Here is a 23,235-nt window from a genome sequence, read left to right as displayed (position 1 = left end):
GGGACGCGCCGTGACGGGATGGCGAGGGTGGGCCGGGGCGCTCCTGGGCGTCGCGGCGACCACCGTGGTGTTCGCCTTCTTCGCGGAGCTGCGGCCGGGCTTCGTCTGGCTGGGCGCGGTGGCGATGGCGCCGTGGCTCGCGGCCGTGGACCGGGCCCCTTCCGCGCGTCGCGCGCTGGCCCTGGGCACGCTGCTGTCGGTGACGTTCACCGCGCTTGTCTTTGGCTGGTTCCCAGGCGCCATCGCCGCGTATTCGCATGCACCGGCGTGGCTGTGCTGGGGCGTGTTCCTGCTCATCGCTCCCGTGCTGGAGCTCCAGTTCCTCACCGCCGCGTGGATCCGTTGGTACGCGCGGCGGAAGGTGGGGACGGACTCGCGCCTCGCGTGGGTGCCGCCGGTGCTCACCGCGCTCGTGTACGTGGGCACTGAGTGGTTCACGCCCAAGCTGTTCGCGGAGACGCTGGGCCATGGCCTGTACGCTTCGGAACTCCTGCGCCAGGGCGCGGACGTGGCGGGCGCTCCGGGCCTCACGCTGGGCCTGCTGTTCGTCAATGAGTGCTTCGTCGCGGTGGGGCAGGGGCTCGTGGCCCGGCGCGGCTTGAAGCCCGTGCCGCTGGTGCTGGCGCTCGTGCTGACGCTGGTGGGGTTTGGCTACGGGGCCGTGCGGCTGGGGCAGGTTCGCGCGGCGGTGCGCTCCGCTCCGGCGCTGGTGGTGGGCGCGGTGCAGGCGAACATCACGAACATCGAGAAGCGCGCGGCGGAGGAGGGCACCTACGAGGTGGTGCGCGACATCCTGGACACGCACTACGCGATGTCGGACGCGCTCCTCCGTTCGGGACCGCTGGACCTGTTGGTGTGGCCGGAGACGGTGTACCCGACGACGTTCGGCACGCCGAAGAGCGAGGACGGCGGGGCGCTGGATGAGGAGATCCGCGCCTGGGTCGCGGAGCGCGGGGTGCCGCTGGTGTTCGGCACGTATGACCTCGAAGGCGAACGCGAGTTCAACGCGGCCATGTTCCTGGGCCCTTCCGCGACGGGCGAGCTGGCGCAGGCCGCGTACCGCAAGACGATGCTGTTCCCGTTGACGGAGTGGGTGCCGGACGCGGTGGATTCGCCCGCCCTTCGGGCCTGGATGCCCTGGACGGGGCGCTGGAAGCGCGGGCCCGGGCCCCGCATGGTGGACTTCCGGTTGAACGGCGGACGCGTGCTCAAGGTCGCGCCGCTCATCTGCTACGAGGCGCTCTTTCCCAACTACGTCGCGGCGGAGGTGCGCCAGGGCGCGGAGTTGCTCCTCACGCTGTCGAATGATTCGTGGTTCTCCGGTACGCCCGCGCCCCGGTTGCACCTGATGCACGCGGCCTTCCGCAGCATCGAGACGCGCACCGCGCAAGTGCGTGTCACCAACTCCGGTGTCTCCGCGTTCATCGATCCCGCGGGCACGTGGACCTCCGAGATGCAGGACAACCAGCGCTCCAGCGTGGTGATGCGCGTGCCGGCGGCGGAGCGGCTGCATTCGCTCGCGGGAGCGTGGGGCGACTGGCTGGGCCCCGTGGCGCTGGTGCTGTCCGTGGTCCTGGGCGTGTGGCTCCGGCGCAGGGTGTGAGCGTTCCCACGGCTCGCCCTTCAGGGCCTGCGCGCTCCGGAGAGGCAGCGGGCGTGAGCGCTCAGGCCGCTTCGACGAACGCCGCGAGCTTCGCGAGGGACATCCGCCAGCCTTCCTCGTTGTCTGCGGGAGGCACACCGCTCGGGAGTCCGTCGTGCACGGCGAGGACGTCGGTGCCGCCGTCCGCATCCACGAGCGTGACCGTGATGGTCATCTCACCGCGCAGCGTGGGGTCCTCCGTCTCGAACTCCGTGACCTCGACCACCTGCTCGTCCGGCACGAGCTTCGCGAAGTGGCCGTGGTACGTGTCGGTGTGCGCGGTCGTCTTGCCCGTCGCGGTCGGCGCGTCGTACGTGAGCGAAACCCGGAACGTGCCCCCTTCGCGAGCGTCGAACGCATGCACGTGGCTGGTCATGCCGTCCGGCACCTTCCACGCCGCGATCGCTCGCGGATCCAGAAGCGCGCGATAGACCCTCGCGCGGGGTGCGTTCACGTGGCGGCGGATGCGGGTCGAACCCATTCCCAGACATTAACAGCCGTCTCCCAGCCGCAGACGGAGCCGTGCGCCCGGGGCGTCCAGGATGGGACTTTCGCTACGCCCGGTTTCAAGGCGTTGGCGCGGGGGCTTCGACCGTGGGCGTGCCCTGCTCGGGCGGTGCCGCGCGACGCGCGAGGACGAGCGCTCCCAATGCCAGCAGGGCGGTGATGGCCACGCCCAGGGCCATGGGCCTCGCGGTGCCGTCGTGGCTGGCGCTCACCGCCGCGGACGCACTGGCCGCGAGCAGGAACTGGAGCGCGCCCAGCACCGCCGACGCGATGCCTGCCTGCTTCGCCTGATGCTCCATCGCCAGCGCCGTCGCATTGGGCGTGATGGCGCCCAGGCTGGAGACGAACACGAACAGCGACAGCGCGATGCCCCACAGCCCACCCAGGCCCGTCACCACCACGCCCACCAGCGCCAGTCCCGCGAGCGCGGCCACTCGGACCGACCCTCGCAACACCCGCTCCGGCGAGGAGCGCGCGAGCAACCGGTGGTTGAGCTGCGACACGAGCACCAGCCCCGCCGCGTTCGCTCCGAAGAACCATCCGAAGTTCCCCGGCGCCACGCCGTGCAGCGTGATGAACACGAAAGGCGATCCTCCGATGTACGCGAACATCCCCGCCTGCGCGAGCGCCACCGCCAGCGCGTACCCCAGGAAGTCCCGCTGGCGCACGATGCGGACCATGGAGCGGAAGGGCTGGGACGGCCCGCTCCTCGGCGGCGCGGTCTCCGGGAGGATGGCGAACACCGCCCCCAGCGCGATGAGGCCGATGACCGCGTGGCTCCAGAAGATGGTGCGCCACCCGGACGTGTGCAGCACCCAGCCGCCCAGGAGCGGCGCCAGGATGGGCGCGAGCCCCATCACCAACACCAGCCGCGACATCATCCGCGCCGCCGCCACGCCCGAGTGCAAATCCCTCACGATGGCCCGCGAGGACACCATGCCCACCGAACCGCCCAACGCCTGCACGAACCGCCACCCAGCCAGCACCCCCGCCGACGGCGCGAGCGCGCAGCCGATGGAGCCCAGCACGTACAGCGCCAGCCCCACGTACAGCGGCTTCGTGCGCCCGAACCGGTCGCTCACCGGCCCGGCGAAGAGCTGCCCCAGCGCGAGCCCCGCGAAGAACGTGGCCAGCGTGCGCTCCACCTCGCCCGCGCTCGCGTGCAGCGACTCCCCGATGGAGGGGAACGCCGGCAGGTACATGTCGATGGACAGCGGCCCGAAGCCGATGAGCGCGCCCAGCAGGATGACCAGTCCGGGGCCCTCCGTGGACCGGGTGGCCTTCGGGGTGGCGGTCGTCATCGGGCACTCCTCTTCGGTGGCTTCTTCGCGGTGCGTGCCCGGGTCGCCGGAGGGACGACGAGCACGCGGATGAGCTGGCGCAGGACGGCGGCGTCCTCGCCCGGGGCACAGGTGGCGCCGCCCACGTGCGCGTTGAAGCAGCGGGCCTCCAGCGCGCCGCAGAGGGCCTCGGCTACGACCTTCGGTGCCGCCACGTCCGCGAGCCCCGCGCGCTTCACCCGGGACAGCCACGTGGTCAGCGCTTCGCGCAGGGCCACCGGCGGCGGTGTGTCCGTCCGCAACGCCCGCGCGCCCCCCAGCATCGAGTAGTGCAGCACGAACAGGCACGGCACCAGTTGGCGCAGGAAGTCCCGGTGGTGCAGCAGCGCCTCCAGGAGCTGATCCTCCACGGAGCGGTCCTTGCGCGGGCCCGGCGCCAGCAGCGCCACGGCGGAGGGTGGGACGGGCCGGAGCGCTCGGGACATCAGCGCTTCCTTGGTGCCCACCCGGTGCAGCAGGGCCGCCTGGGAGATGCCCAGCCGCTTCGCGATGTCCTGCAGCGGCGCCGCCGGCCCCTGCTCCAGGAACACGGCGCGGGCGGCTTCATCAATCTGCGGGTCGAGGACGCGCTGGGGTCGGGACATGGTGGCGACGGATTAATTACTGACTGGTAGGTAACCAATCCGTGCCGATGACGCAAGGGGCCATTCCTGGCCCCCTTCCAGACGGGATTTCTAGAGGCGGCCGGCCTTGAGCTCGCCCACCAGGTGCGCGCAGGCGCGCACGGTGAGCGCCATCATCGTCAGGGTGGGATTCTGCGGGCCCTGGGACGGGAAGCAGGCGCCGTCCGTGACGAAGAGGTTGGGGATGTCCCAGCTCTGGTTGAAGGGGTTGAGCACGGACGTCTTGGGGTCCTTGCCCATCCGCGCGGTGCCCACCTCGTGGATGGCCATGCCCGGCTGGGACAGCGTCCGGTTGACCTGCTCCACCGTGTAGCCAGCCTCCGCCAGCATCTCCAGACAGGAGTTGACCGCGTCCTCCGTCATCTTCAGCTCGTTGTCGGAGTGCCGGCACTCGATGTGCGCCGCCGGGACGCCCCACCGGTCCTTCACCGTGCTGCTCAGCGTGACGCGGTTCTCCGCGCGCGGGAGCATTTCGCCGAAGGGCACCATGTGCATCTGGTCGTCGAAGGAGAAGACCTGGACGCCGTAGCCGCGCGCGAAGTTCGGGTCTCGCTCGGTGACGTTGCGGAACTGGGGCACGTACGCCCAGCCGTGCGCCTTCTGCTGGAGGTGCTGGGGCAGGTTCATGCGCGCTTCGATGCCGCGCAGGTAGATGTGGTCCATCAGGTGGCGGCCCAGCAGGCCGGAGCTGTTCGCGAGCCCCTCCGGGAACGCCCGGTTGCGCGAGTGCAACAGCAACCGCGTGGATTCAATGGTGCCCGCCGCCACCACCACCACCTTCGCGTGCACCTCTTCCGACGTGCCGGTGTTCGCGTCGATGAAGGACACCCCCGTCACCTTGCCGGTGTTCGGGTCGTGCATCACGTGGCTGGCGATGGCGTGCGAGCGCAGCGTCAGGCGTCCCGTCTTCTGGGCCGCGGGCAGCGTCACCGGCGCGTTGGAGGTCCGCCGGGCGACGACGTGGCGGTTGGGCCAGCGGGCCTTCACCTTCTCGCGCAGCCGGACCTCGCCGGGCGACAGCGGCGCGGACCCCGCGAAGGCGGAGTCCGGCAGCGTGTCCACGCCGTCCGAATTGCCATACAGGCCCATCCACCGCTCCACGACTTCGTAGGACGGCGCCAGCTCCGCGTGCGACAGCGGCCAGTCCGGGCTGAGCCCGTCCAGGCTGCCCGCGTGGAAGTTGAAGTCAGACAGCCGGTAGAACTGGCGGCCGTGGCTCTTCACGCTGGTGCGTCCGCCCACCTGCCTCGCGCGGATCCACGCGAACGGCGCGTCGTCCGGCGTGGTGTAGGGATTGTCCACGTCGTCCACGAACGCGTGCGGATGGAAGGGCCAGGCGAAGCTCGTCGCCTGGATGGACTGGCGCCCCTTGCGGTCCGCGTCGGACTCCACGCGGTAGCCCAGCTTCTGCCGCACGCGGTGCATCACGTGCAGCACCTTGTCCGCCTGCGCGCTCCGACCTGCTTCGAGCACCAGGACGCGCAGGCCCGCCTCCGTGAGCTGCTTGGCGGCCCAGCCACCGCAGGCACCTGAACCCACCACCACCGCGTCGTAGACCGTCTTGGACACCTTCATTGCGGAATCACCTGGACGGTCTTTCTGCCGCCGCTGCTAAAGTTCGCATAAACTGTAAACCACGAGCCCGTGGGAGCCTAGAGGGTGTAAAGGTCGGGCCGGTGCGAACACAAGCCCGGGGCCGGGACTTCCCCCGGGAGCGCTCCTGGCTGTCGGGGAGGGTCGGACATGGCCGGTGTGCTGAAGCGGATTCGGTGGGGGCGGCTGCTGGGTGTGTTGGTGGTGCTGCCGTGCCTGCTGGTGGCGCTCACGCTCTTCGGCCGGGCGGCGTGGCGCTCCGAGGCGTACTTCCACTACCCGAAGCCGGTGGCGGTGCTGCCGGCGGACCTGGCCTCCGCGTCCGCTCGCGAGGTGACGCTGCGCACGGAGGATGGGGTGGAGCTGCGCGGCTGGTATCTGCCGTCGCGCAACAAGGCGGCGTGGGTGCTGGCGCATGGCCTGTCGCAGACGCGCATGGACCTGCTGCCGGAGGCTCGGGTGCTGCGCGACGCGGGCTACGGCGTGCTGCTGTTGGATTTGCGCGCGCATGGGCAGAGCGGCGGGGAGACGTCCACGTGGGGGGACAAGGAGCGCCTGGATGTGCGCTCGGCGCTGGAGTTCGTGCGGGCGCAGCCGGACGTGGACCCCGCGCGGGTGGGGACGCTGGGGTTCTCCATCGGTTCGGCGGCGGTCGCGGAGGTCGCGGCGAAGGATCCGAAGGTCGCGGCGGTGGTGCTGCTGTCGCCCTTCAACACGCTGTGGCTGGCGGCGGCGTATGACTTCCGGCGCTTTGGCGTGGTGACGCAGACGGGGGCGCTCGTTCCCTTCTGGCGGCGGGGCATCCAGTTGGAACAGGTGCGGACCATCGACGCGGTGGACTCCATCAAGCCCCGGCCGCTGCTCATCGTCGCGGGGACGGAGGAGTCCGGGCAGGTGCTGCTGGATTCGCTGTTCGCGCACGTGGCCCCGTATGCCCAGACGTGGCGCATCCCCGGCGCGTCGCATGGCGACTTCGCCGCGACGGCTCCCGAGGAGTATCCGCGCCGGCTTCGTGCGTTCGCGGACGAGGCGCTGAAGCCCGGGCCTGTCGCGGAGGAGGCGGCGGCCGTGGAGCCGGCTCCCGCGGTGAAGACGCCGGGGAAGAAGAAGGCTCCGGCGAAGAAGCCTTCGCGGCGGACGAAGGCGGGGGCAGGAGCGCGTTGATGCTCCTGGGATGAAGCCGGGGGCCCGCTCGACGGCGCGGGCCCTTGGTGCTGGTGGCTACGCCTGGGCCGGCGTCTCTGTGGCTTCCAGCTTCGCGAGCTGATCCAGGTACGCGCGGCCCTTCACGGGGTCCGTCATGTAGAGGAAGGCCGCCATGCCCTTGAGCTGCTCCAGCGACTCGCCCTCGCGGCCCGGCTTGCCCTTCTGGCGGTTGTGGATGGCCGCGCGCAGGCGGCGCACCACGTCGCGGGGGACTCGCGCGGCGGGTGTCCCGTCCTTCGCCTCGTTCACCACGAGCCCCGTCACCCGCTGACGGCTGCCCTTGCGGGCCACGCGCGTCTTGTTCGGGTGCACCGTGAAGCCCTCGGCCTCCACCACGTCCTTCACCCGCGCGAGCAGCACCGCCACCGGCGCGCCCTGGGCCCGGCGCGCCCTGGGCGCCTTCGCCTTCGTCCAGGAGAACGTCAGGTCGTCCGCGTAACGCGTGTACGTGAAGCCCAGCTTGCGCGACAGCGCCGACAGCCGCTTGTCCATCCGCAGGCACAGCGCGTTGGTGATGCCCGGCGACGTGGGCGCGCCCTGCGGCAGCGCTCGCGGGCCCTTCGCCACGTGCAGCGTCTTGCCCCGGAAGGACAACAGCTCGCGCGGGGCCTCGGTGGACATCAGCGCCAGCAGCGTGGACGTGCCCTCCGGCAGGCCGCCCTTGCGCAACAGGCCCTTCACCCGCCGCCACGTCACGGTGGGAAAGAAGTCCTTCAGGTCCACCTTCACCACCACGTCCGCGCCCTGGTGGGCCAGCGCGTTGGTGAGGATGGAGCGCCCCGCCACGAAGCCGTGCGCCGCGCCGTGCACCGGCAGCCGCTCCACGACGTTGGAGAGCACCCAGCGCTGAGCTTCCTTCAGCTCCGGCTTGGGGGAGGTGATGGTCCGCTCGCTGCCGTCCCGCTTGGGGATGCGCCAGCTTACGTAGTTGGAGCCCGTGTCCACGTCGCGGTGGAACGCGAAGCCGCGCAGCTTGGACACGCTGATGTCCAGCGCCTTCGCCAGCGCCTCCGCCGTGTCCAGCGCGGGCAGGCCGTTGACGCGCGCGCGCTCCTCGCGGTGCTCCAGGTCGAAGCGGTCCGGGCCCGGGGCTTCACTCCAGTGGATGCCCACGCCCAGGTGGTTGATGTGCGTGGCCTTCCACGCCTCGTGGGCCTGGCGCCCGAGCGCGCGGCGCTCCACGGCCTCCGCCTTCTTCTTCTCCTTCCAGGCGTTCTTCTCCTTCTCCTTGAGGGAGGAGAAGTCCACCTCGTCCGCGAGCGCGCCCTTGGAGAGGAGCTGCGCCTGCACCCATTCCTCGGTGCCACCGGCTTCGGTGATGGCCTTCCAGCGCGCGAGCAGCACGTCGTGCGCGGCGCGGCGGGCCTCGCGCTTGGAAGCGATGGCGGTGTTGGACGCGGCGGCGGCCGGCGGGACTTCGGGCACGGCCTGCGGCGGGGCGGCGGGGACGAACGACTCCAGCTTGGCGGTCATCGAGGCACCTTCGACGGGCGCGGCGGCTTCAGGAGGAGCGACGGACGAATTCGAGCGGTCGAGGGAGGCCAGGAATGCACCACCAGCTCACCTGGGGCACGGTAGCCTCACCGGCTCTCCCCTCCGGTGCACTGGTGGCCGGGTGGGAAAACGGCGGTTGCGTCGTTGGTTCCGCTTCCCACCCGGCCACCAGTGCACCGGAGGGAGAGAGCCAAGAACAGGCTACCTTGCGGAGAGTGTCCAGCATTTCAACCAGAGCGGCGCAACGCCGCTCCCGCGCTCGAGGCGCTAAGGCTGATGCGGTCCAGACCTCTCTCGACCACTCGTGATTCGTGTTTCGTCCGTCGCACCCATCCTTCCAGCCACCCCGTCGGCGGCCGGGCCGTTGGTTGAGGGTTTACACCAGAGTCGAGGCCGCGTCGATGTAGCCGTCCGCGGTCAATTTCTCCAGACGGTTGAAGTACGCCGTCCGGGCTTCCGTGTCCGAGTCGAACCACAGGCGCTGGTGGCGCGAATCGCCCAGGCGAGGCCCCCACGCGAGGGCCACCACCTTGCCGTCCAGCGAGACGCGGTACACCTGCTCCAGGCCTGTCGCCGGGTCGCGGCGCACGTACGAACGCGTCTCCGCGCGGATGAGCTTGCGGCCCTCCGGCGTCTGACGCAGCGCTTCCTCCTCCGTGCGACGGCGCGCGTACGCCAGGCGGAGCGCGAGCATGTGCTCGCACGGGCCTTCGCGCATCCCGGAGCGACGGAAGTGCGGGCAGCCGCAGCCCGCGTCCTTCACGCGGCCCTCCAGGTCCAGCGTGAAGCTGGGGAAGAAGCTGCGAACGGCCTCGCGGTCCACCACCTCGCCCTGGATGCGCGTGCCCTCGCCGACGAGGTCGTGCACCTGGGTGAGCTTCACTTCGCCCGCGCCGGGGCCGCCGTCGCCCAGCAGGCGGTGGGCGCGTGCTTCGCGCTCGTTGCCGTAGCGCAGCGCGGCCTCGTCCACCGGGGTGGGCATCAGCTCGCGGGGGCGGTAGGTGCCGCGCGCCACGTCGAAGAGGACGCGGCCCCGCAGGCACTCCAGTTGGAGCGCGGCGCGGACCTGGTCCTTCGCCGCGCCCGCGTCCTTCGCCAGCACGTCGAAGGTCAGCGGGCCGTCCGTGCGCAGGCGCTGGCGCAGCTTCTCCGCGAGGTGCTCCGGCACGTCGCGCGGCATCAGCGCGTCGAAGGCCGCCGCGCTGGACCAGCCACTCTCCGTCCAGCCGGTGAGCCCCAGCGTCAGCGTGGCCACGCCCAGGTCGATGACCCAGAACACCGGCAGGCCCGGACCCAGGAGCTGCACGTGCACGCTCTTCGCGTGGGGTAGCAGGCGCGCGAGCGCGGTGAGGCGATTGCGGCCGAAGGTGCGCACCACCGCGGGCGCGTGGCCCTGGTACGGGCCGCCGTGGCACTCCAGCACCTGCTCCCACGGCTCCAGCACCAGCCGGGGCGCGGCGCCGGGGACCAGCTCGAAGCGCAGCGCGCGGGGCGCCTTCTTCGAGCGGCGGGTGCGCAGAGCGAAGAGCAGGTTGTACAGGTCGATGGGCGCGATGGAGCAGGTGGTGGCCGGCAGCGTCGCAGCGGACTGCACCTGGAGGAAGCCGCGCAGCCATGCGTGCGGCACCTCCACGTTGCGCGGGGCTCGGGGCTCACCCGGGGTGGCCTTCGCGGATGGTGCGACGTGGGCTTCCAGCGTCACCGGGGCGTAGGCGCGCAGGCGGTCCAGGCGGGCGGGCAGGTCCGCGGGCACGTCCAGGAAGGTGGAGCCGTGCGCGGCCTCTCGGTTGTCGAAGAGGCTGTTGTCGAAGGCCAGGCGCGCGTAGGCGCTCTCGTCGCGGGAGAAGACCTCCAGCGACACCTGATCCGGATCCACGGTGAGGACGGGGTCCAGCACCGCGTCCTGCTTCTCCTCGCCTTCGAGCGAGCTGTCGAGGAACGCCTTCTGGGCCTCCCAGATTTGAGCGCTGGCGCGCTTGCCCTGCTTCATCAGGTACGCGAGGTACGCGGTGCGGTCGCGGCCCCGGTAGCGCAGGTCGCTGGAGAGCACGGCGAAGGCGGCGGCCAGCGCGTCGCGGAAGAGGGTGGGGTCCTTCACGCGGCCGCTGACGCCCACGGTGCCGCGCGAGCCCTCCAGGGCAAGCTGCACGCGCGAGGCGTCCGGGGTGACGACCACGTCGCTCGCGGCGGCGTAGTTCAGCGCGACGGGATGACGTGCGGTTGCGGTGCTCACGACGGTTGACCTTCCTTGCGGGCGCGCTCGGCGGCCCGGCGTGCACGTTTGTGGGCGCGGTAGGCCGCCTTGCGCAGCTCCACCGACTGCGACTTGTCGAAGGCCGCCGTCTTCAGCAGCTCCGCCGCCTCGTCACCACCCAGGCGCCCCAGCGCGGCCCACGCGTCCTGCCGCACCTCCGGCTTCGCGTCGGACGCCACGGGCTTGAGCGGTCCCAGGTCCTTCTTCGCCAGCAGCGCCGGCACCGCGAGCCTGCGCGGCTCGCTGGCCGTCAGCAGGCCCGGCGCCACCTTCGCGCCCGTGGGGCCCATGGCCACCGGGTCGAAGGGCTTCACTTCCAGCGCCCAGGCAGCGGCCTGGTCCGGCACCAGCGCGGCCAGCACCGCCGCGGCGGCGGAGCGCACCGGAGCGTCCGGATCCGCCAGTGCCGTGCGCAGGGCCTGCGCCTCGTTCGTCGCCTTCAGCCGTCCCAGCACGCGCGCGGCTTCCTGACGCACGCCCGCGGGGGCATGGGCCTCACCCTTGCGCAGGACTTCGGCGGACGTGGCGACCAGCTCCTTCGCGCCCAGCCGGGAGCCCGCCCACAGGAGGCGTTCCCAGGCGCTGGCCAGCGGCTCGCGCTTCGGGGGCGACGTGGCGGCCCAGGAGGCGGCGGTGCGCCGTTCGGCGGCGACGACCGCGCGGGTCAGGCTGGCGGTGTCCACCGCGCCCGTCGCCTGCGCATCGCCCGTCCAGGTGCCCACCAGCCGCGCGGCCTCCTCACGGGCCTCGGGCTTGTCGTGGCCGACCAGCGCGATGACCTCCGGCAGGGGCAGCGCGCCCCGACGGGCGAGGCCTCGGCGCAGCCTCAGTCGCAGTTCGGCGTTCTCCAGCGTGGCCAGCCGGGGCACGAGCTGCGCCGGGTCGCCTTCGCTGGCGAGGTAGGTGGCGGCGGGCTCGGAGATGTCCTCCTGGGTGCTGGCCACGGCGAGGAACTCCACGCGCGTGCGGTCATTCGGGAAGAGCACATCCAGCGCCTTGCGTGCGGCCTCGCGCAGGTCGTCGTCATCCTCGTCCAGCGCGGCGGCCAGGGCCTTCTCCGCCTCCGGGTCGCCGAGCTTGCCCAGCTCCTGCGCCACGGTGATGCGCACCTCGTCGTCCGTGTCGGAGTCGGCGAGCAGCGCTTCCAGCTTCACCCGGGCGCGCTCCCCACCGATGGCGCGCAGGCCGCGCACGCCGGCTTCCTGGTGCTCGGAGGAGGTGCCCTCCACCGCGGCGACCTCCACCTTCTCCTCGATGCGGCGGCGCTCGTCGCCCTCGGGCAGACGGCTGGCGAGCCGGCCCAGGGCCTCGATGGCGGCCAGCACCATCTCCTGTTCGGCGGGCGCGTCCGCGGTGCCTCCGCCCGCGATCGTCTCCAGCTCGGAGAGGGCGCGGGCGTCACCCAGGGTGCCCAGCGCGAGCAGGGCCCGGCCGCGCTCCTCACCTTCACCGGCGCGCGCGTACAGCAGCAGGGGCCGCAGGGCGCTGGCCCGGCGCAGGTGCGCCACGCCTTCCGCCGCGGGCAGCATCAGCTCGCGGGCACCGGCGCGGAGGATCTCCTCCAGCGGCTCCACCGCCGCGCCCTGCTCCACCACGCGCTTCGAGTAGCGCGCCACCGCTTCCGCGCGCACGGTGACGTCGCGGTCGGTGAAGAGCGCGACGAGCAGCGCGTCCTGGCCCTCGTTCTTGCCGTGCTCCAGCTCCGTGGCGGCGGCCTTGCGGACCTCCACGTCGTTGCTGCGCACGGCCACCTTCAGGAAGCGCACGGCGAGCGCCGCGTCGCGCTTCTTCAGGTCGCGCTCCCGCTCCTTCAGCTTCTCCTGCTCCGGCGGCCAGGTGAGCTGCATCGCGGCCGTCACGGTGGCGAGGCGCACGGTGGCGTTCTCGTCCTCCACGCTCTGGCGCGCGAGCACGTCCAGTGCTTCCGGACGGCGGGTGCGACCCAGCGCGGCGACCAGCTTCGTGCGCTCGGGAATCTCCGTCGCCACGGACAGGCGCGCGGCGAGCGCGGCCACGGCGCCGGGGGTTCCCAGCCGCGCCAGGGCCTCCTGCGCGCGGCGCACCACCGCGGGCACTTCCGAGCGCAGGAAGGCGCCCAGCACCTCCACCGCCCGGTCATCCCCACGCCACGCGAGCAGCTCCGCGGCGCGCAGCCGCAGGTCCTCGTGCTCGCTTCCGGCCGCGCGGCCCAGGGCCTCGGTGACGCGCGGGTCGTTGGCTCCGGCCAGGCGCTCAATCACGCCCACGCGCAGGTCGGCGTGCTCGCTGCCCAGCGCCGCCAGCAGCGGATCCAGGCTGCCCGCCGGGCTCAACTTCTCCAGCAGCTCGAAGGCGGACTTGCGCACTTCCGGCAGCGGCGAATTGAGCGCCGCCGTCACGCGCGGACGGGCCGCGTCTCCACGCTCCGCCAGCTCTTCCAGCGCCGCGCGGGCCACGTCCGGCGACAGCGATGCCAGGGCCAGCGCCAGGGGCTCGTCGCTGCCAGCGGGGTACAGCTCCTTGAGGCCCGCGAGCGCCGCGCGTCGCACCAACTGGTGCGGATCCTCCAGCGCGCGCAGCAGGGCGGCCACGGCGGCGGACGTGCCCGCGTAGCCTTCCAGGGTGAGCTTCACCACGCGGTCCACGGCGTCGCGGCGGACGCGGTGGCCTTCCTCGTCGCCCGCGGACACCTGCCGCAGCAGGCCCACGTAGGCGCCGAACGCCAGCCGGCGCAGGTGCTGGCGCTCCGCCTGGGTCGCCGTCTGCGGCGTCGCGGTGCTGCCCTCGGGCGGCTTCACCGCGGAGAAGAGGCGGCGCAGCCAGCTCTTGCCCGTGGCGGACGCCGTGCCCTGCTTCTCCAGCGTGGACGGCTGCACCACGTGAGACGCGCCCTCGGCCGTCTCCGGCTTCCAGGGCGCTTCCAGCGTGCGGGGCCGCGCGACCTTCTGCGCCTCGCGGAAGTAGTCCAGGGGCTTGTTGCGCAGCAGCAGCACCTGCGCCGCCGCGTAACGCTGCTCCGGCTGGGCGCTGGAGAGCGCTTCGGCCAGGCCCACCACGCGCTTGGCCCGGTCCTCTTCCGAGGGCCAGTCCTTCATGTCGCCGACCTTCTCCGGGCGCGGCGGCAACAGCACTTCCACCAGGTGCGCGCGGTACGCGTCCGGCTCCGTGCGCAGCTCCAGCGCGCGCGCCGCCGCGTAACGCACTTCCGGACGGCCGCTGGACAGCGCGCTCGTCAGCAGGTCCGGCGGCTCGCCGTCGCGGCTGGCGCGCAGGTCGCGGGCGAGCACGATGGCGAACACCATCTCCTGCACTTCGCGCGCGGAGTCCTCCAGGCCGTGCAGCAGGCCACCGTCTCCCTCCGGGCCCAGGGCCGCGAAGGCGAGGATGGCACCCAGCCGGATGGGCAGGTGCTCATGGCGCAGATTGCCGGTGAGCACCGGCAGGGCGCGGGTATCCCCCAGGCGCGACAGGCCGTCCGCCGCCCACGAGCGCGCCGCGACCAGCGAGTGGCCCAGTGCATCCAGCAGCGCGCCTTCGTCACCCCGACGGCTGGCGGTGGCAAGGCCGCGTGCGCCCTGCTCCTGCAGGTCCGACAGCTCGTGCGGCAGGAGCACGGTGGCGTAGAAGCCCAAGAGGCGCCGCGAGCCCAGCGTGGCCAGGGCGCGAGATGCGCGGATGCGCAGCGGGACGAGGAAGCCGGGCGGGTAGAGCCGCTCCAGGTCCTTGTCGGTGATGAGCCCGCGCATGGGCTCGATGATGTCCTCCGCGCCGCGCGGGGCGAGCAGCTCCGCGGCCCGCACGCGCACCGGCAGCGCCGTCGCCGCGATGCCCGCGAGCAGGGGACCATTCTCCGTGGGGATGAGCTTGTCGAGCGCGTCCAGCGCGGCGACCGCCACCTCCAGGTGCTCGTCCTGCACGCGCTTGAGGAGCGCGGAGCGCAGGGGCTCCGCGGGCGCGTGGATGGAGCCCTTCGCGGCCTTCTCGCGCAGGGCAGGGTGCGTGGAGCCGAGCGCGGCCAGGTGCGGCTCCGGCTTCTCCTTGCCCGCCAGCTTCACCCACGCCTCGTACGCGGCGGTGGCCACGGCCACGTCGCGGTCCTCCACGGACTTCTTCAGCCGGTTAAGCGCCCAGTCTTCCGTGCCGCGCTGGGCGAGCACTTCCACCGCGCGGTTGCGCAGGTCCGGGAAGCGGCCCGTGAGCGCCCGGTCCACGGCCTTCTCCGGCTCCTTCTCGTTCCACGCCCACAGCGTGCGGAACGCCTCGCCACGCACCTTGCCGGACTCGTCCTCCAGCGCGTTGCCCAAGAGCGGCTCCGCGCCCTCCGCCTTCGCGCCCAGCTTCACCAGCCGGTCCAGGCCGCGCACGCGCACGTCTTCATGCCCGGAGCGCAGCGCCGCTTCCGCGGCGGACAGGGGCGCGTCCACGTCCAGCGCCACCACTGCCTCCAACGCCGTGGCGCGCACGTCCGCGTCCGCGTCGTCCAGCATCCACACCAGCCGCTCGCGGGCGCGAGGGTCCTGCAACGCCTGGAGCGAGGCCGCCGCCTGACGACGGATGGCCGACTCGTCCTCGCGCGACAACTGCAACAGCGCACCCAGCGCCCGTCCATCGCCCAGTTGCGCAAGGCCGCGCGCACCGCGCACCGCCGTGTCCGGCATGCGGCACGCCATGGCGGCCAGCAGCGGCTCCAGGTCGCCTTCCGTCAGCGCCGCGCCCGCCGTGGCGTTGGCGAAGAGCTTCTCACGCGCGGTGGCCAGCTCCGCGTCGGTGGTGGCCTTCGCCTCCGCGTCCCCGGCCGCGCGCTTCGCCTGGAGCATCAGCATGCGCGCCACTTCGCGCACCGAGCGGGCGAACTCCTCGTCCTGCTTCTCCAGCGTGAGCGCCAGCGCCCGGCGCTCCAGCACGCGCACGGCGAAGGCCACGCGGCGCACGTCCCGGTCCGCGTCGTCCAGCGCGCGCGCCACCAGCGGCTGCATGCGCGGGTCGCCCAGCAGGCCGGCCACCGAGGCGCGCAGCAGCACCTCCACCTTGAGGGGCGCGGGGCCCCGCTCGAAGGCCAGCTTCAGGGGCTCCGTGCTGCCAGCGGGGGAGACGGCGACGAGCGCGTCCAGCGCGGCCTCGCCCACGGGCGCCTTGTCATCCGCGAGCTTGCCGGAGATGAGGCCCGGCACCAGCGGCGACGTGCCGCCCAGCTTCGCCAGCCGGCGCAGCGCCAGCACCCGCGTGTCCGAGAAGCGCGAGTCGAGCGCCGCGCGCGGTGCGGCCAGCGGCGACTCCGTCTCCAGCTTCGTCAGTGCATCCAGCGCGGCGGTGCGCACGCCCACCACGTCGTCGTTGAGGCGCTCGCGCAGCTTCGCCCGAGCGGCGGTGCGACCCTGCGCGCCCAGCTCCGTGGCGGCGAGCTTGCGCACCTCCGCGTCCGCATCGCTGCTCAGCAGCGACAGCGCGAACTCCAGCGCCTCCGGCTCCAGCAGCGCGGCGGCCTCACGCACGGCGGCCTCGCGGCGGGGACGGCCCGCCTTGCGCGCCTCGTTGAGCACGTCGAAGCCGTGCGTGAACGTGACCGTTTCGTCCGTGGGCTTGCCATCCGTGCCCAGCGTGATGCGCGTGACGGTGCGCTCATCGCCGGCCGCGAACACGAAGCCCAGCAACTGCTTCGCCTGACGGGGGTTGGCCGGCGGCCCGAAGGCCACCGCGTGGACGGCCTTGGTGCCCAGCTCGAACGTGCGCGGCTTGCGACGCTCGTCCAGCCGCCACACCTTCAGCTTGCCGTCGCCACCCACCGACGCGATGCGCTCCGCGGGGTCCTGGCCTGCTTCCGCCGGAGGCGTGGGCGGGAACACCAGCCCCAGCACCGGGCCCGCGTGGCCGCTGTCCTTCTCGCCGCGAACCTCGAACTCCACCGCGCCGACCAGGTACCAGATGCGCAGCTTTCCATCGTCGCCCGCGGAGACCAGCCGCCCGTCGCGGGGCGTGAAGGCCAGCGCGCGCACCGCGCCCTCGTGGCCCGCCATGTCCCGCTGCGCACCGGAGGCCACCGTGAACGAGCGCACCACGCCGTCATCGCCCGCGCAGGCGACGTACGTGTGCGTGGGGTCCACCGCCACCGCGCGCAGCGGCTGCGGGGACGCGCTCCACTCCTTCAGCTTGCGCGTGCTCTCCCAGTCCCACGCGCGCACGAAGCCATCCACGCCGACCGTGTAGAGCACCTTGCCGTCGGCGCTTCCCGCCACCGCCGTGCACCCGCCCGGGTGCGCGCCGTGGAGCTGGAACTGCACCGTGCCGTCGGTGAGCGAACCGAAGCGCACCGTGCCGTCCGCGCCGGCCGCCGCGTAGCGCTCGCCGGACAGCGCGAGCCCCAGCACGTGGGCGGGCAGCGATGCCGTCCAGAGGACCTTGTTGGTGCCGGGCTCGTACGCGGTGAGGCGGCTGTCCGGGGCGGCACGCGTGCCCCCCACGAGCAGCAGGCGGGCATTGGCCGCGAGCGCACGGACCTTCTCGATGTTGCCGATGGAGAGGTTGGCCATGGTGTCGTTGTCCTAGATGCCGCCGAGCTGTACGCCCGGGTGAGCCGCCTGCAATTGCACCAGCGAGGCCAGACAGCTCTGCCACTCGCCCTTCGCCACCGACCCGGTGAACTCGCCCAGCACGGGCGCCACCACGCGGGCGAAGCTCTCTTCTTCCAGACCCAGGTCCCGCACCAGCTCCACCACGCGGCGCTTGGCCACGCTCGCGGACAGCCGGCGCTGCACGTCACCCTCACGTGCTTCCTTCGCGCGCCCCGGCGGCAGGCCGAACAGCATGCGCCGCAGGAACGTGCGCAGCGCCTCCACGTCGGAGAAGCGCGTCGTGCCGCCCGCCTCGCGCGCGTCCTTGCCGCCGCCCGCGGGCTTCCAGTCCTCCGGCAGGTGCAGCGGCCGGTGCTTCTCCCAGAGCAGCCGCACCGCGAACAGGCCCACCTCGCGGTCCGCGCTCTGCATCAACCCGGACAGCCGCTCCGCCCCGCCCAGCCGCGCGTAGTGCCGGCGGATGAGCTCCACCGCGACTTCACGCGTGCTGCGCTTGGTGGACTCCGTGAGCGCGAACACCTTGCCCGCGTCCAGCTCCTCCGGCTGCAACGTGTGGCGCGCGTCCGCGCCCGGCTCGCCCGCGTTCAGCAGGGCGTCATAGGCCAGGTTGCGGATCTCCTTCGCGTCCGAGTCCGCCAGCTCGTACACCCGCGTCTGGTAGCCCCACGCGCGCAGCTCCGAGCGGGCGATGGTCAGCGCGAAGCGGCGCACGTCGTCGCGCGCATCGAACAGCGCGGGCCACAGCTTCTCCGGCGTGTACGCCTTGCGAGGCGCCCGGGGCTTGATGTCGTAGGACTTCGACTCCGGCTGCTCCGGCCCGATGCCCGGGTGGTGGCATCTCAGGTACGTCTGCGCGAACGTGCGCACCGGGGCCGGCTGCTTCGCGCCCAGCGCCAGGTCGAACAGGCGCTCCAGGCCCTGCGCCGCGTCGCCCGTGTCGCTGAAGTCCGCGGGCACCACGTTCTCCAGCAGGTAGCGGTGCCCGAAGTCGTGCAGCGTCGGGTCCGCGCGCCGCGCCAGCGCCAGCAGCCAGGGCACCGTGAGCTGCCGCGCGGTGAAGAGCTTGCGGTTGCCCAGCAGCGCCAGCGCCGTCTCGCGGTGCTTCGCGCTGAACACCAGCGCCTTCACCCGCTCCACGTCCAGGCCCGGCAGGCTGTCCGCGCGCGTGAGCCACTGCGCCGCCTGACGCCCCAGGCGCGGATGCGACACGAGGTCCAACAGCCACTCCGGCCCGATGTCCGCTGGCTTGTACGTGCCCAGCGCCTTCATCGCCGCGTCCTCCACGACGCGCGGACGCTTCGAGCGCTTGGCCTCCGTCAGCGCCTGCTTCCAGAACGACGCGGGCATCTCCCCGGCGGCGTACTTGGACGCGATGTAGCCCGTGGCCCACTTGAGCTGTTCCTGCTGACCGAAGAGCTGCTCGCGCAGGAAGTCCTGCGTCACCTCCGCCCGGTCGAAGGACTGCTCCAGCGCCTTCGCCGCGAAGCCCGCCGTGGCCTTCGTGACGAGCAGCCGGCCCAACAACTCCAGCCCCAGCTCGCGCGGCTTGCGCTTCTCCAGCGTGGCGGCGGCGAAGGACACCACGTCGTCCTCGCCGTTCTCCACCAGCTCCGCGAGCCTCTCCGCGGACATGTCCTGCGCGTGGCCGCGCGCGTACTCGATGGCGTACGCCCGGGCCTTGTCGCTGGGCGACTCCAGCAGCGCCAGCACCGCGTCGTGCAGCCCGACGGCGCGCAGCTTGCCCTGGTGGAACTCCGGCGAGCCCTGGAGCGTCTCCACCAGGAAGTCGTGCGCGGTGCCCAGCGGCCGGCGCGCCAGCCGGTCCAGCCACGCGGGCGTCACCTTGCGCAGCGCTTCCGGGAAGTCCTTGCGCAGGCCCTGGATGGCGAACTTCGCGGCCGGGTCCGAACCGCACGTGTCCAAGAGGCGCATCAGCGCGTCCGGCGAGCGCTTCCACGCGTCCGGGTACATGCGCTGCTTCACCATGTCCGCGGGCGGCTGGATGGGGAAGCGCGTCGCGGAGTAGTTGCGGCTGTTGTGCGCCCAGACGTGGTGCGCCACCCAGCACGACGACCACGACGTGTCCGGCTGGTAGTGCCGCAGCACCTCCACCGCGAACTGCGGGTAGAGCTCCGGGACGGCCGCGCCCAGGTGGCGCAGGAAGCGCCACGCCCGGCGCTGGAGGTAGGTGAGGGTGCCGCTGCCCACCTCACGCGAGCGGTGGCTGCCGCGCTCGGTGTCGAATCTCCACGCCAGCACGCCGAACATCTCCGCGTCGTGGCGCGCTTCAGCCAGCTTGTAGATGCGCTTGAGGCCGGCCCAGAGGCCGAACTTCAGCGGCGCTTCCTTCACCAGCGTGAAGAGCGCGGCCCGCGCGGGCTCGCTGTTCTTCTCGTACAGGGACACCAGCAGGTCCGCGAGCGCGAAGCGCGCGGGCATGGGCACGTCCTTCTGCGCGAGGAAGCGCTGCCACGCCTCGTGCGAGCCCTGGCGGCGGCCGGCCTTCTCACCGCGCTGCTGTGCCTGCGTGAGCAGGGACTTCAGCGCGTCGAAGTCGAGCGCGCCCTGTGGCAGCGGCGTGTCCGACGTCTTGTCCGGCTGGTCCAGGAAGGCCAGCACGGCCTCGGCGAGGTCGGGTGCCTCCGCCCTGGCCAGACGTTCGAGGTCCGTTGCGCTCAGCGCGTCGCTCGGGGTCATGGGTCCGGGGGTTTAACACAGCTCTCCGCCACCTGAAGGCCCTGATGACCCGGGCATCACCAGGTGATGGTGGGCACCTGCACCTCCTGCTCGGGGGCGGTCCCCACCGTCACATCCTGCCGGTACGTCAGCCACTTCCCGTGGCCCCGGTGGTGCAGCACCATCAGCGTGTAGGGCCCGGGCGGCACGTTGCTCCACGTCTCGTTGCCGGAGGTCGTGCGCAGGCCCTTGCCGCGCAGCTCCCCCGTCGCGGCATCCGAGCCCGGCAGCGGCACCGTGCCCGGGAAGAAGAGCACGAGTCCCTGAGGCCCGCGCTCGCCCCAGCGCACCGTCACCGTGGCGCCCTTCGCGGCCGCGAGCAGCTCCACCCGGGTGACGCGATGCGCCTCGACGCGCACCTTCTGGTAGGGCGCCGCGTACGGGCCGTCCCCGGAGCGCAGGCCCACCAGGTAGTCACCGGGCTCCAGCTCGCGGAAGACGGTCCGCGCGTCATCGTCGGGGATGTAGTCCGTGGCCTCCTGGTCCCGCTGCGACCGGGCCGACACCATGACGGGGTAGGGCTTGCCCTGCGCGTCCTTCACCGTCACTTCCAGGCGGGTGTCGCCCTGGAGGCGCAGTTCGAGCCTGTCCTCGGTGGGGCCCAGCGTGCGCTCCAGCGTCGCGTACTCCCCCGCCCCGGTGTGCCGCGCGGTGAGCCGGTACGGCCGGGACTCCACGGAGGGCAGCGTGAAGGTGCCATCCCGGGCGGTGGTGGCGTCCAGGAAGCTGCCGTCGGCTTCGTAGATTTCGTACTTCTCCCCCGACTCCTCCTCCGCCGCGGCCTTCAGCTCCTCGGGAGTCAGGGACAGGGAGATCTCCACGCCCTCCAGCGGTTCGCCGGTCGCGTCGTCCACCACGCGGCCCCGGACGGTGTGCCCCGCTTCGATGCGCACCTCGCCCAGGTCCACGTCGCGCCCGGCGGGGACCCGCACATCGCGCTGGGTGAACGCGTGGCCTGGAGCCTTGAAGCTCAGGTGCTGGAGGCCGGGCTTGTCCACGAAGACGGTGAAGGCCCCGCGTGGGTCGCGCACGGGTTCCTCGTTCAGGTCGAAGCGCGTGATGGGCGCCCCGTTCGGTTTCGCCAGCCGTCCGGTGATGCGGCTCTGGGCGGTCAGGACGACGCGCACGGCCATGTTCCCCGCGCGAGCGATGACCTTGGGGTCTTCCTCGTCCGGCTCCCACCGGCCCATCCGCAGCCCCCCGAGCAGCTCATCGGACCCTTCGTCTTCTTCGTCGGGCTCGGGTTCGGGTTCGGGCTTCGCGGGAGGGGGGCGGGACATCGCGTAGCCGGGTTTCGTCGCCGTCAGCTCGTAGTCCCAGTCCCGGGCCAGCGGCTCCAGGGCGAAGCGGCCGTCAGGCCCCGTCTTCGTCTCCAGGGGGGAATAGGAGCGTCCCCCGCTGCCCGCCTCCTCCTTGGCCACGGCCTCCACGGTGACGCCCGCCAGGGGCAGGCCCTGGGCATCCACCACCACGCCGGCGATGCGTCCATCCAGGTCCAGGTGCAGCGCGATCTCCACGGTCTCCGAGCCCCGCACTTCCACGCGCTGGGGCATCAGGCGCTGGTAGCCGCCCTCGGTGGCCTGCAACCAGACGGCATAGTTGCCCGGCGGCACGCCCCGGATGGAGAACGTCCCATCCTCTTCCGTGGAGCCCGCGAAGGCGACGCGACCGTGGTCCTCCGGGTCGTCCTCATTCACGCCGCCCTTCGTCAGGGTGACGTCCACGTCCTTGACGGGGACGCCGCTGGAGCTCGTCACGGTGCCGCGCACCGTCGCGCCGGATTCCAGGGTCACCTGGAGCCCGGAGGAGGGGGCCTGGACCTGGAGTTCGCGTCCCAGGTAGCCCTCCGCTTCGACGGCGAGGATGCCGGCCATGGCCTTGTCCAGCTTGATGGCGAAGTGGCCCGTGTCGTCGGTCGTGGCGTCGAAGGTGCGCGGGCGCGAGTGGTGCATGTGGATCCGGTACCTCCGCGGGGGCTCCTCCTCGGGTGGGGCCCGCAGCGACAGGGAGGCCTCCTTCACCGGCTGGCCCTGGGCATCCACGACCTGGCCCTCCACGATGATCGCGGGGGACAGGACGAACTCCAGGGGTGGGGCGTCGCGGCCCACGGTCCGCTCCTCGGAGATGCCCAGCATCCGCTCGGCGTCCACCTGGAACCGGTAGGAGCGTTCCGCCAGGGGGCCCAGGCGCACGTGGCCTTCCGCGTCGGTCCGCTGGGTCTTGCTCGTGCTCAGGCCCACGCTCCACAGGCCCCGGTTGAAGGTGTCCTGGTCGACGGCGGCCACCACGGCGTCCCGCACGGGATGGCCCGCGGTGTCGCGCACGGTGGCGTCGACGAAGAACGCGGAGCCCAGGTGCAGCGTCACCTCGGCTTCGGTCTGGTGCTCCGTCAATTCCACCTGGGTCAGGGCCCGCTGCCCGTCGTGCTCCACGGTCATGCTGTAGGCGGAGGGCAGCAGGTTGTCGAAGGTGAAGCGCCCGTCGGCGTCGGTGACGGCGATGCGGTCACCGGCCTGCTCCAGCACGGAGACGCCCGGGACGGGGCGCTCGCCGTCCAACACCTGGCCCACGATGCGCCGGGGCGGGTGCAGCACCAGGTCCTCCTCCAGGGCCTCCGGCCCCAGGTCCTGGAGCCACGTGGAGAGCTTGCCGGGGTGCGCCGCCGCGAGGGTGTAGATGGCCTGGGGCAGGGGGCCCACGGCGAAGCGGCCCTCGGCGTCGGCGACCGTTTCGAAGTAGCGCGCGTTGCCGGTGTGCAGCACCGTCAGCCGGGTGCCGGGGAGCGGGGCGCCGTCCTCGTCCACCACGCGGCCGGAGAGCTTCAGGGCGGGGGAGAGCACCAGCTTCAGGTCCTGGGTGCCGGTGGCGACGTCCTCCTCCAGGGCCGCGCCTTCGGGACCCAGCGCCCACACGGCGACGGTGCCTTCAGGCAGGCCCTCCAGGGTGAAGGTGCCGTCCTGGGCGGAAGGGGTGCGGGTGAGCACGAAGGCCGAGCCCCGGTGCGAGGCCACCATCTCCAGCGCCCAGTCCCAGGCGGACGCGGTGTCGCAGTCCCCGGCCGACAGGGGGACGGCGGGATCCGTGTCGCACGGCAGCTCCGACAGCGTCTCGTCCGGCAGGGGCACCGAGGCGGAGACCTCCACGCCGACGGCGGGCTGGCCCCGGGCATCCAGGACGCGGCCGCGCACCTGGAGGGCTCCCCGGGGCGGCGCGGGGGGAGGGGCCGACAGCGGCCGACGCACGGGCCTGGACGTGGCGGAGGTCGCGTCCTTCGGGGCGGAGGCCGTGGGGC

Annotated in this window: 11 protein-coding genes; 2 read left to right on the top strand and 9 right to left on the bottom strand. The window is 72.5% G+C overall.

What is annotated here, in order from left to right:
- Positions 1 to 10: 10 nt before the first annotated feature.
- Positions 11 to 1,603, top strand: coding sequence for an apolipoprotein N-acyltransferase (gene lnt / locus D7V88_RS20725; RefSeq protein WP_120542381.1), 1,593 nt, complete (start codon positions 11 to 13; stop codon positions 1,601 to 1,603).
- Between the two features lie 61 nt (positions 1,604 to 1,664).
- Here the strand turns inward: lnt and D7V88_RS20720 are convergent, their stop codons facing one another.
- The 4 genes from D7V88_RS20720 to D7V88_RS20705 form a co-directional block, all read right to left on the bottom strand.
- Positions 1,665 to 2,123 (bottom strand): SRPBCC family protein, encoded by a 459-nt coding sequence (locus D7V88_RS20720; RefSeq protein ID WP_120542380.1) that lies wholly within the window; start codon positions 2,121 to 2,123, stop codon positions 1,665 to 1,667.
- An 85-nt stretch (positions 2,124 to 2,208) separates the two neighbouring features.
- The gene (locus tag D7V88_RS20715) at positions 2,209 to 3,450 is read right to left on the bottom strand and encodes a multidrug effflux MFS transporter (protein WP_120542379.1); all 1,242 of its coding nucleotides are present in this window, start codon (positions 3,448 to 3,450) and stop codon (positions 2,209 to 2,211) included.
- Positions 3,447 to 4,073, bottom strand: a complete 627-nt coding sequence (locus D7V88_RS20710; RefSeq protein WP_120542378.1) for a TetR/AcrR family transcriptional regulator — start codon at positions 4,071 to 4,073, stop codon at positions 3,447 to 3,449. The genes D7V88_RS20715 and D7V88_RS20710 overlap by 4 nt, the downstream gene beginning before the upstream one ends.
- A gap of 90 nt (positions 4,074 to 4,163) precedes the next feature.
- Complete coding sequence (locus D7V88_RS20705; protein ID WP_120542377.1) at positions 4,164 to 5,687, bottom strand: GMC oxidoreductase; 1,524 nt, start codon at positions 5,685 to 5,687, stop codon at positions 4,164 to 4,166.
- A 168-nt stretch (positions 5,688 to 5,855) separates the two neighbouring features.
- On the opposite strand from D7V88_RS20705, the gene D7V88_RS20700 reads away from it, so the two are divergent.
- Positions 5,856 to 6,869, top strand: a complete 1,014-nt coding sequence (locus tag D7V88_RS20700; protein WP_244238280.1) for an alpha/beta hydrolase — start codon at positions 5,856 to 5,858, stop codon at positions 6,867 to 6,869.
- 57 nt (positions 6,870 to 6,926) lie between these two features.
- Here D7V88_RS20700 and D7V88_RS20695 read toward each other — a convergent pair whose 3' ends face one another.
- From D7V88_RS20695 to D7V88_RS20675, 5 genes are all read right to left on the bottom strand, one after another.
- Positions 6,927 to 8,384 (bottom strand): reverse transcriptase family protein, encoded by a 1,458-nt coding sequence (locus tag D7V88_RS20695; RefSeq protein ID WP_120542376.1) that lies wholly within the window; start codon positions 8,382 to 8,384, stop codon positions 6,927 to 6,929.
- A gap of 397 nt (positions 8,385 to 8,781) precedes the next feature.
- Complete coding sequence (locus D7V88_RS20690; protein WP_120542375.1) at positions 8,782 to 10,638, bottom strand: SWIM zinc finger family protein; 1,857 nt, start codon at positions 10,636 to 10,638, stop codon at positions 8,782 to 8,784.
- Positions 10,635 to 17,165, bottom strand: coding sequence for a HEAT repeat domain-containing protein (locus D7V88_RS20685; protein WP_120542374.1), 6,531 nt, complete (start codon positions 17,163 to 17,165; stop codon positions 10,635 to 10,637). The genes D7V88_RS20690 and D7V88_RS20685 overlap by 4 nt, the downstream gene beginning before the upstream one ends.
- Before the next feature lie 12 nt (positions 17,166 to 17,177).
- Complete coding sequence (locus D7V88_RS20680) at positions 17,178 to 19,904, bottom strand: hypothetical protein (RefSeq protein ID WP_120542373.1); 2,727 nt, start codon at positions 19,902 to 19,904, stop codon at positions 17,178 to 17,180.
- Positions 19,905 to 19,960: 56 nt separating this feature from the next.
- On the bottom strand, positions 19,961 to 23,235 hold a 3,275-nt coding region (locus tag D7V88_RS20675), incomplete at its 5' end, for a carboxypeptidase regulatory-like domain-containing protein (protein WP_120542372.1).

This window comes from Corallococcus terminator, from assembly GCF_003611635.1.
GTDB classification, from domain to species: Bacteria; Myxococcota; Myxococcia; order Myxococcales; family Myxococcaceae; genus Corallococcus; species Corallococcus terminator.
The sequence above is the reverse complement of the archived record's forward strand: the minus strand, read 5'-3'. Positions and strand labels throughout refer to the sequence as shown.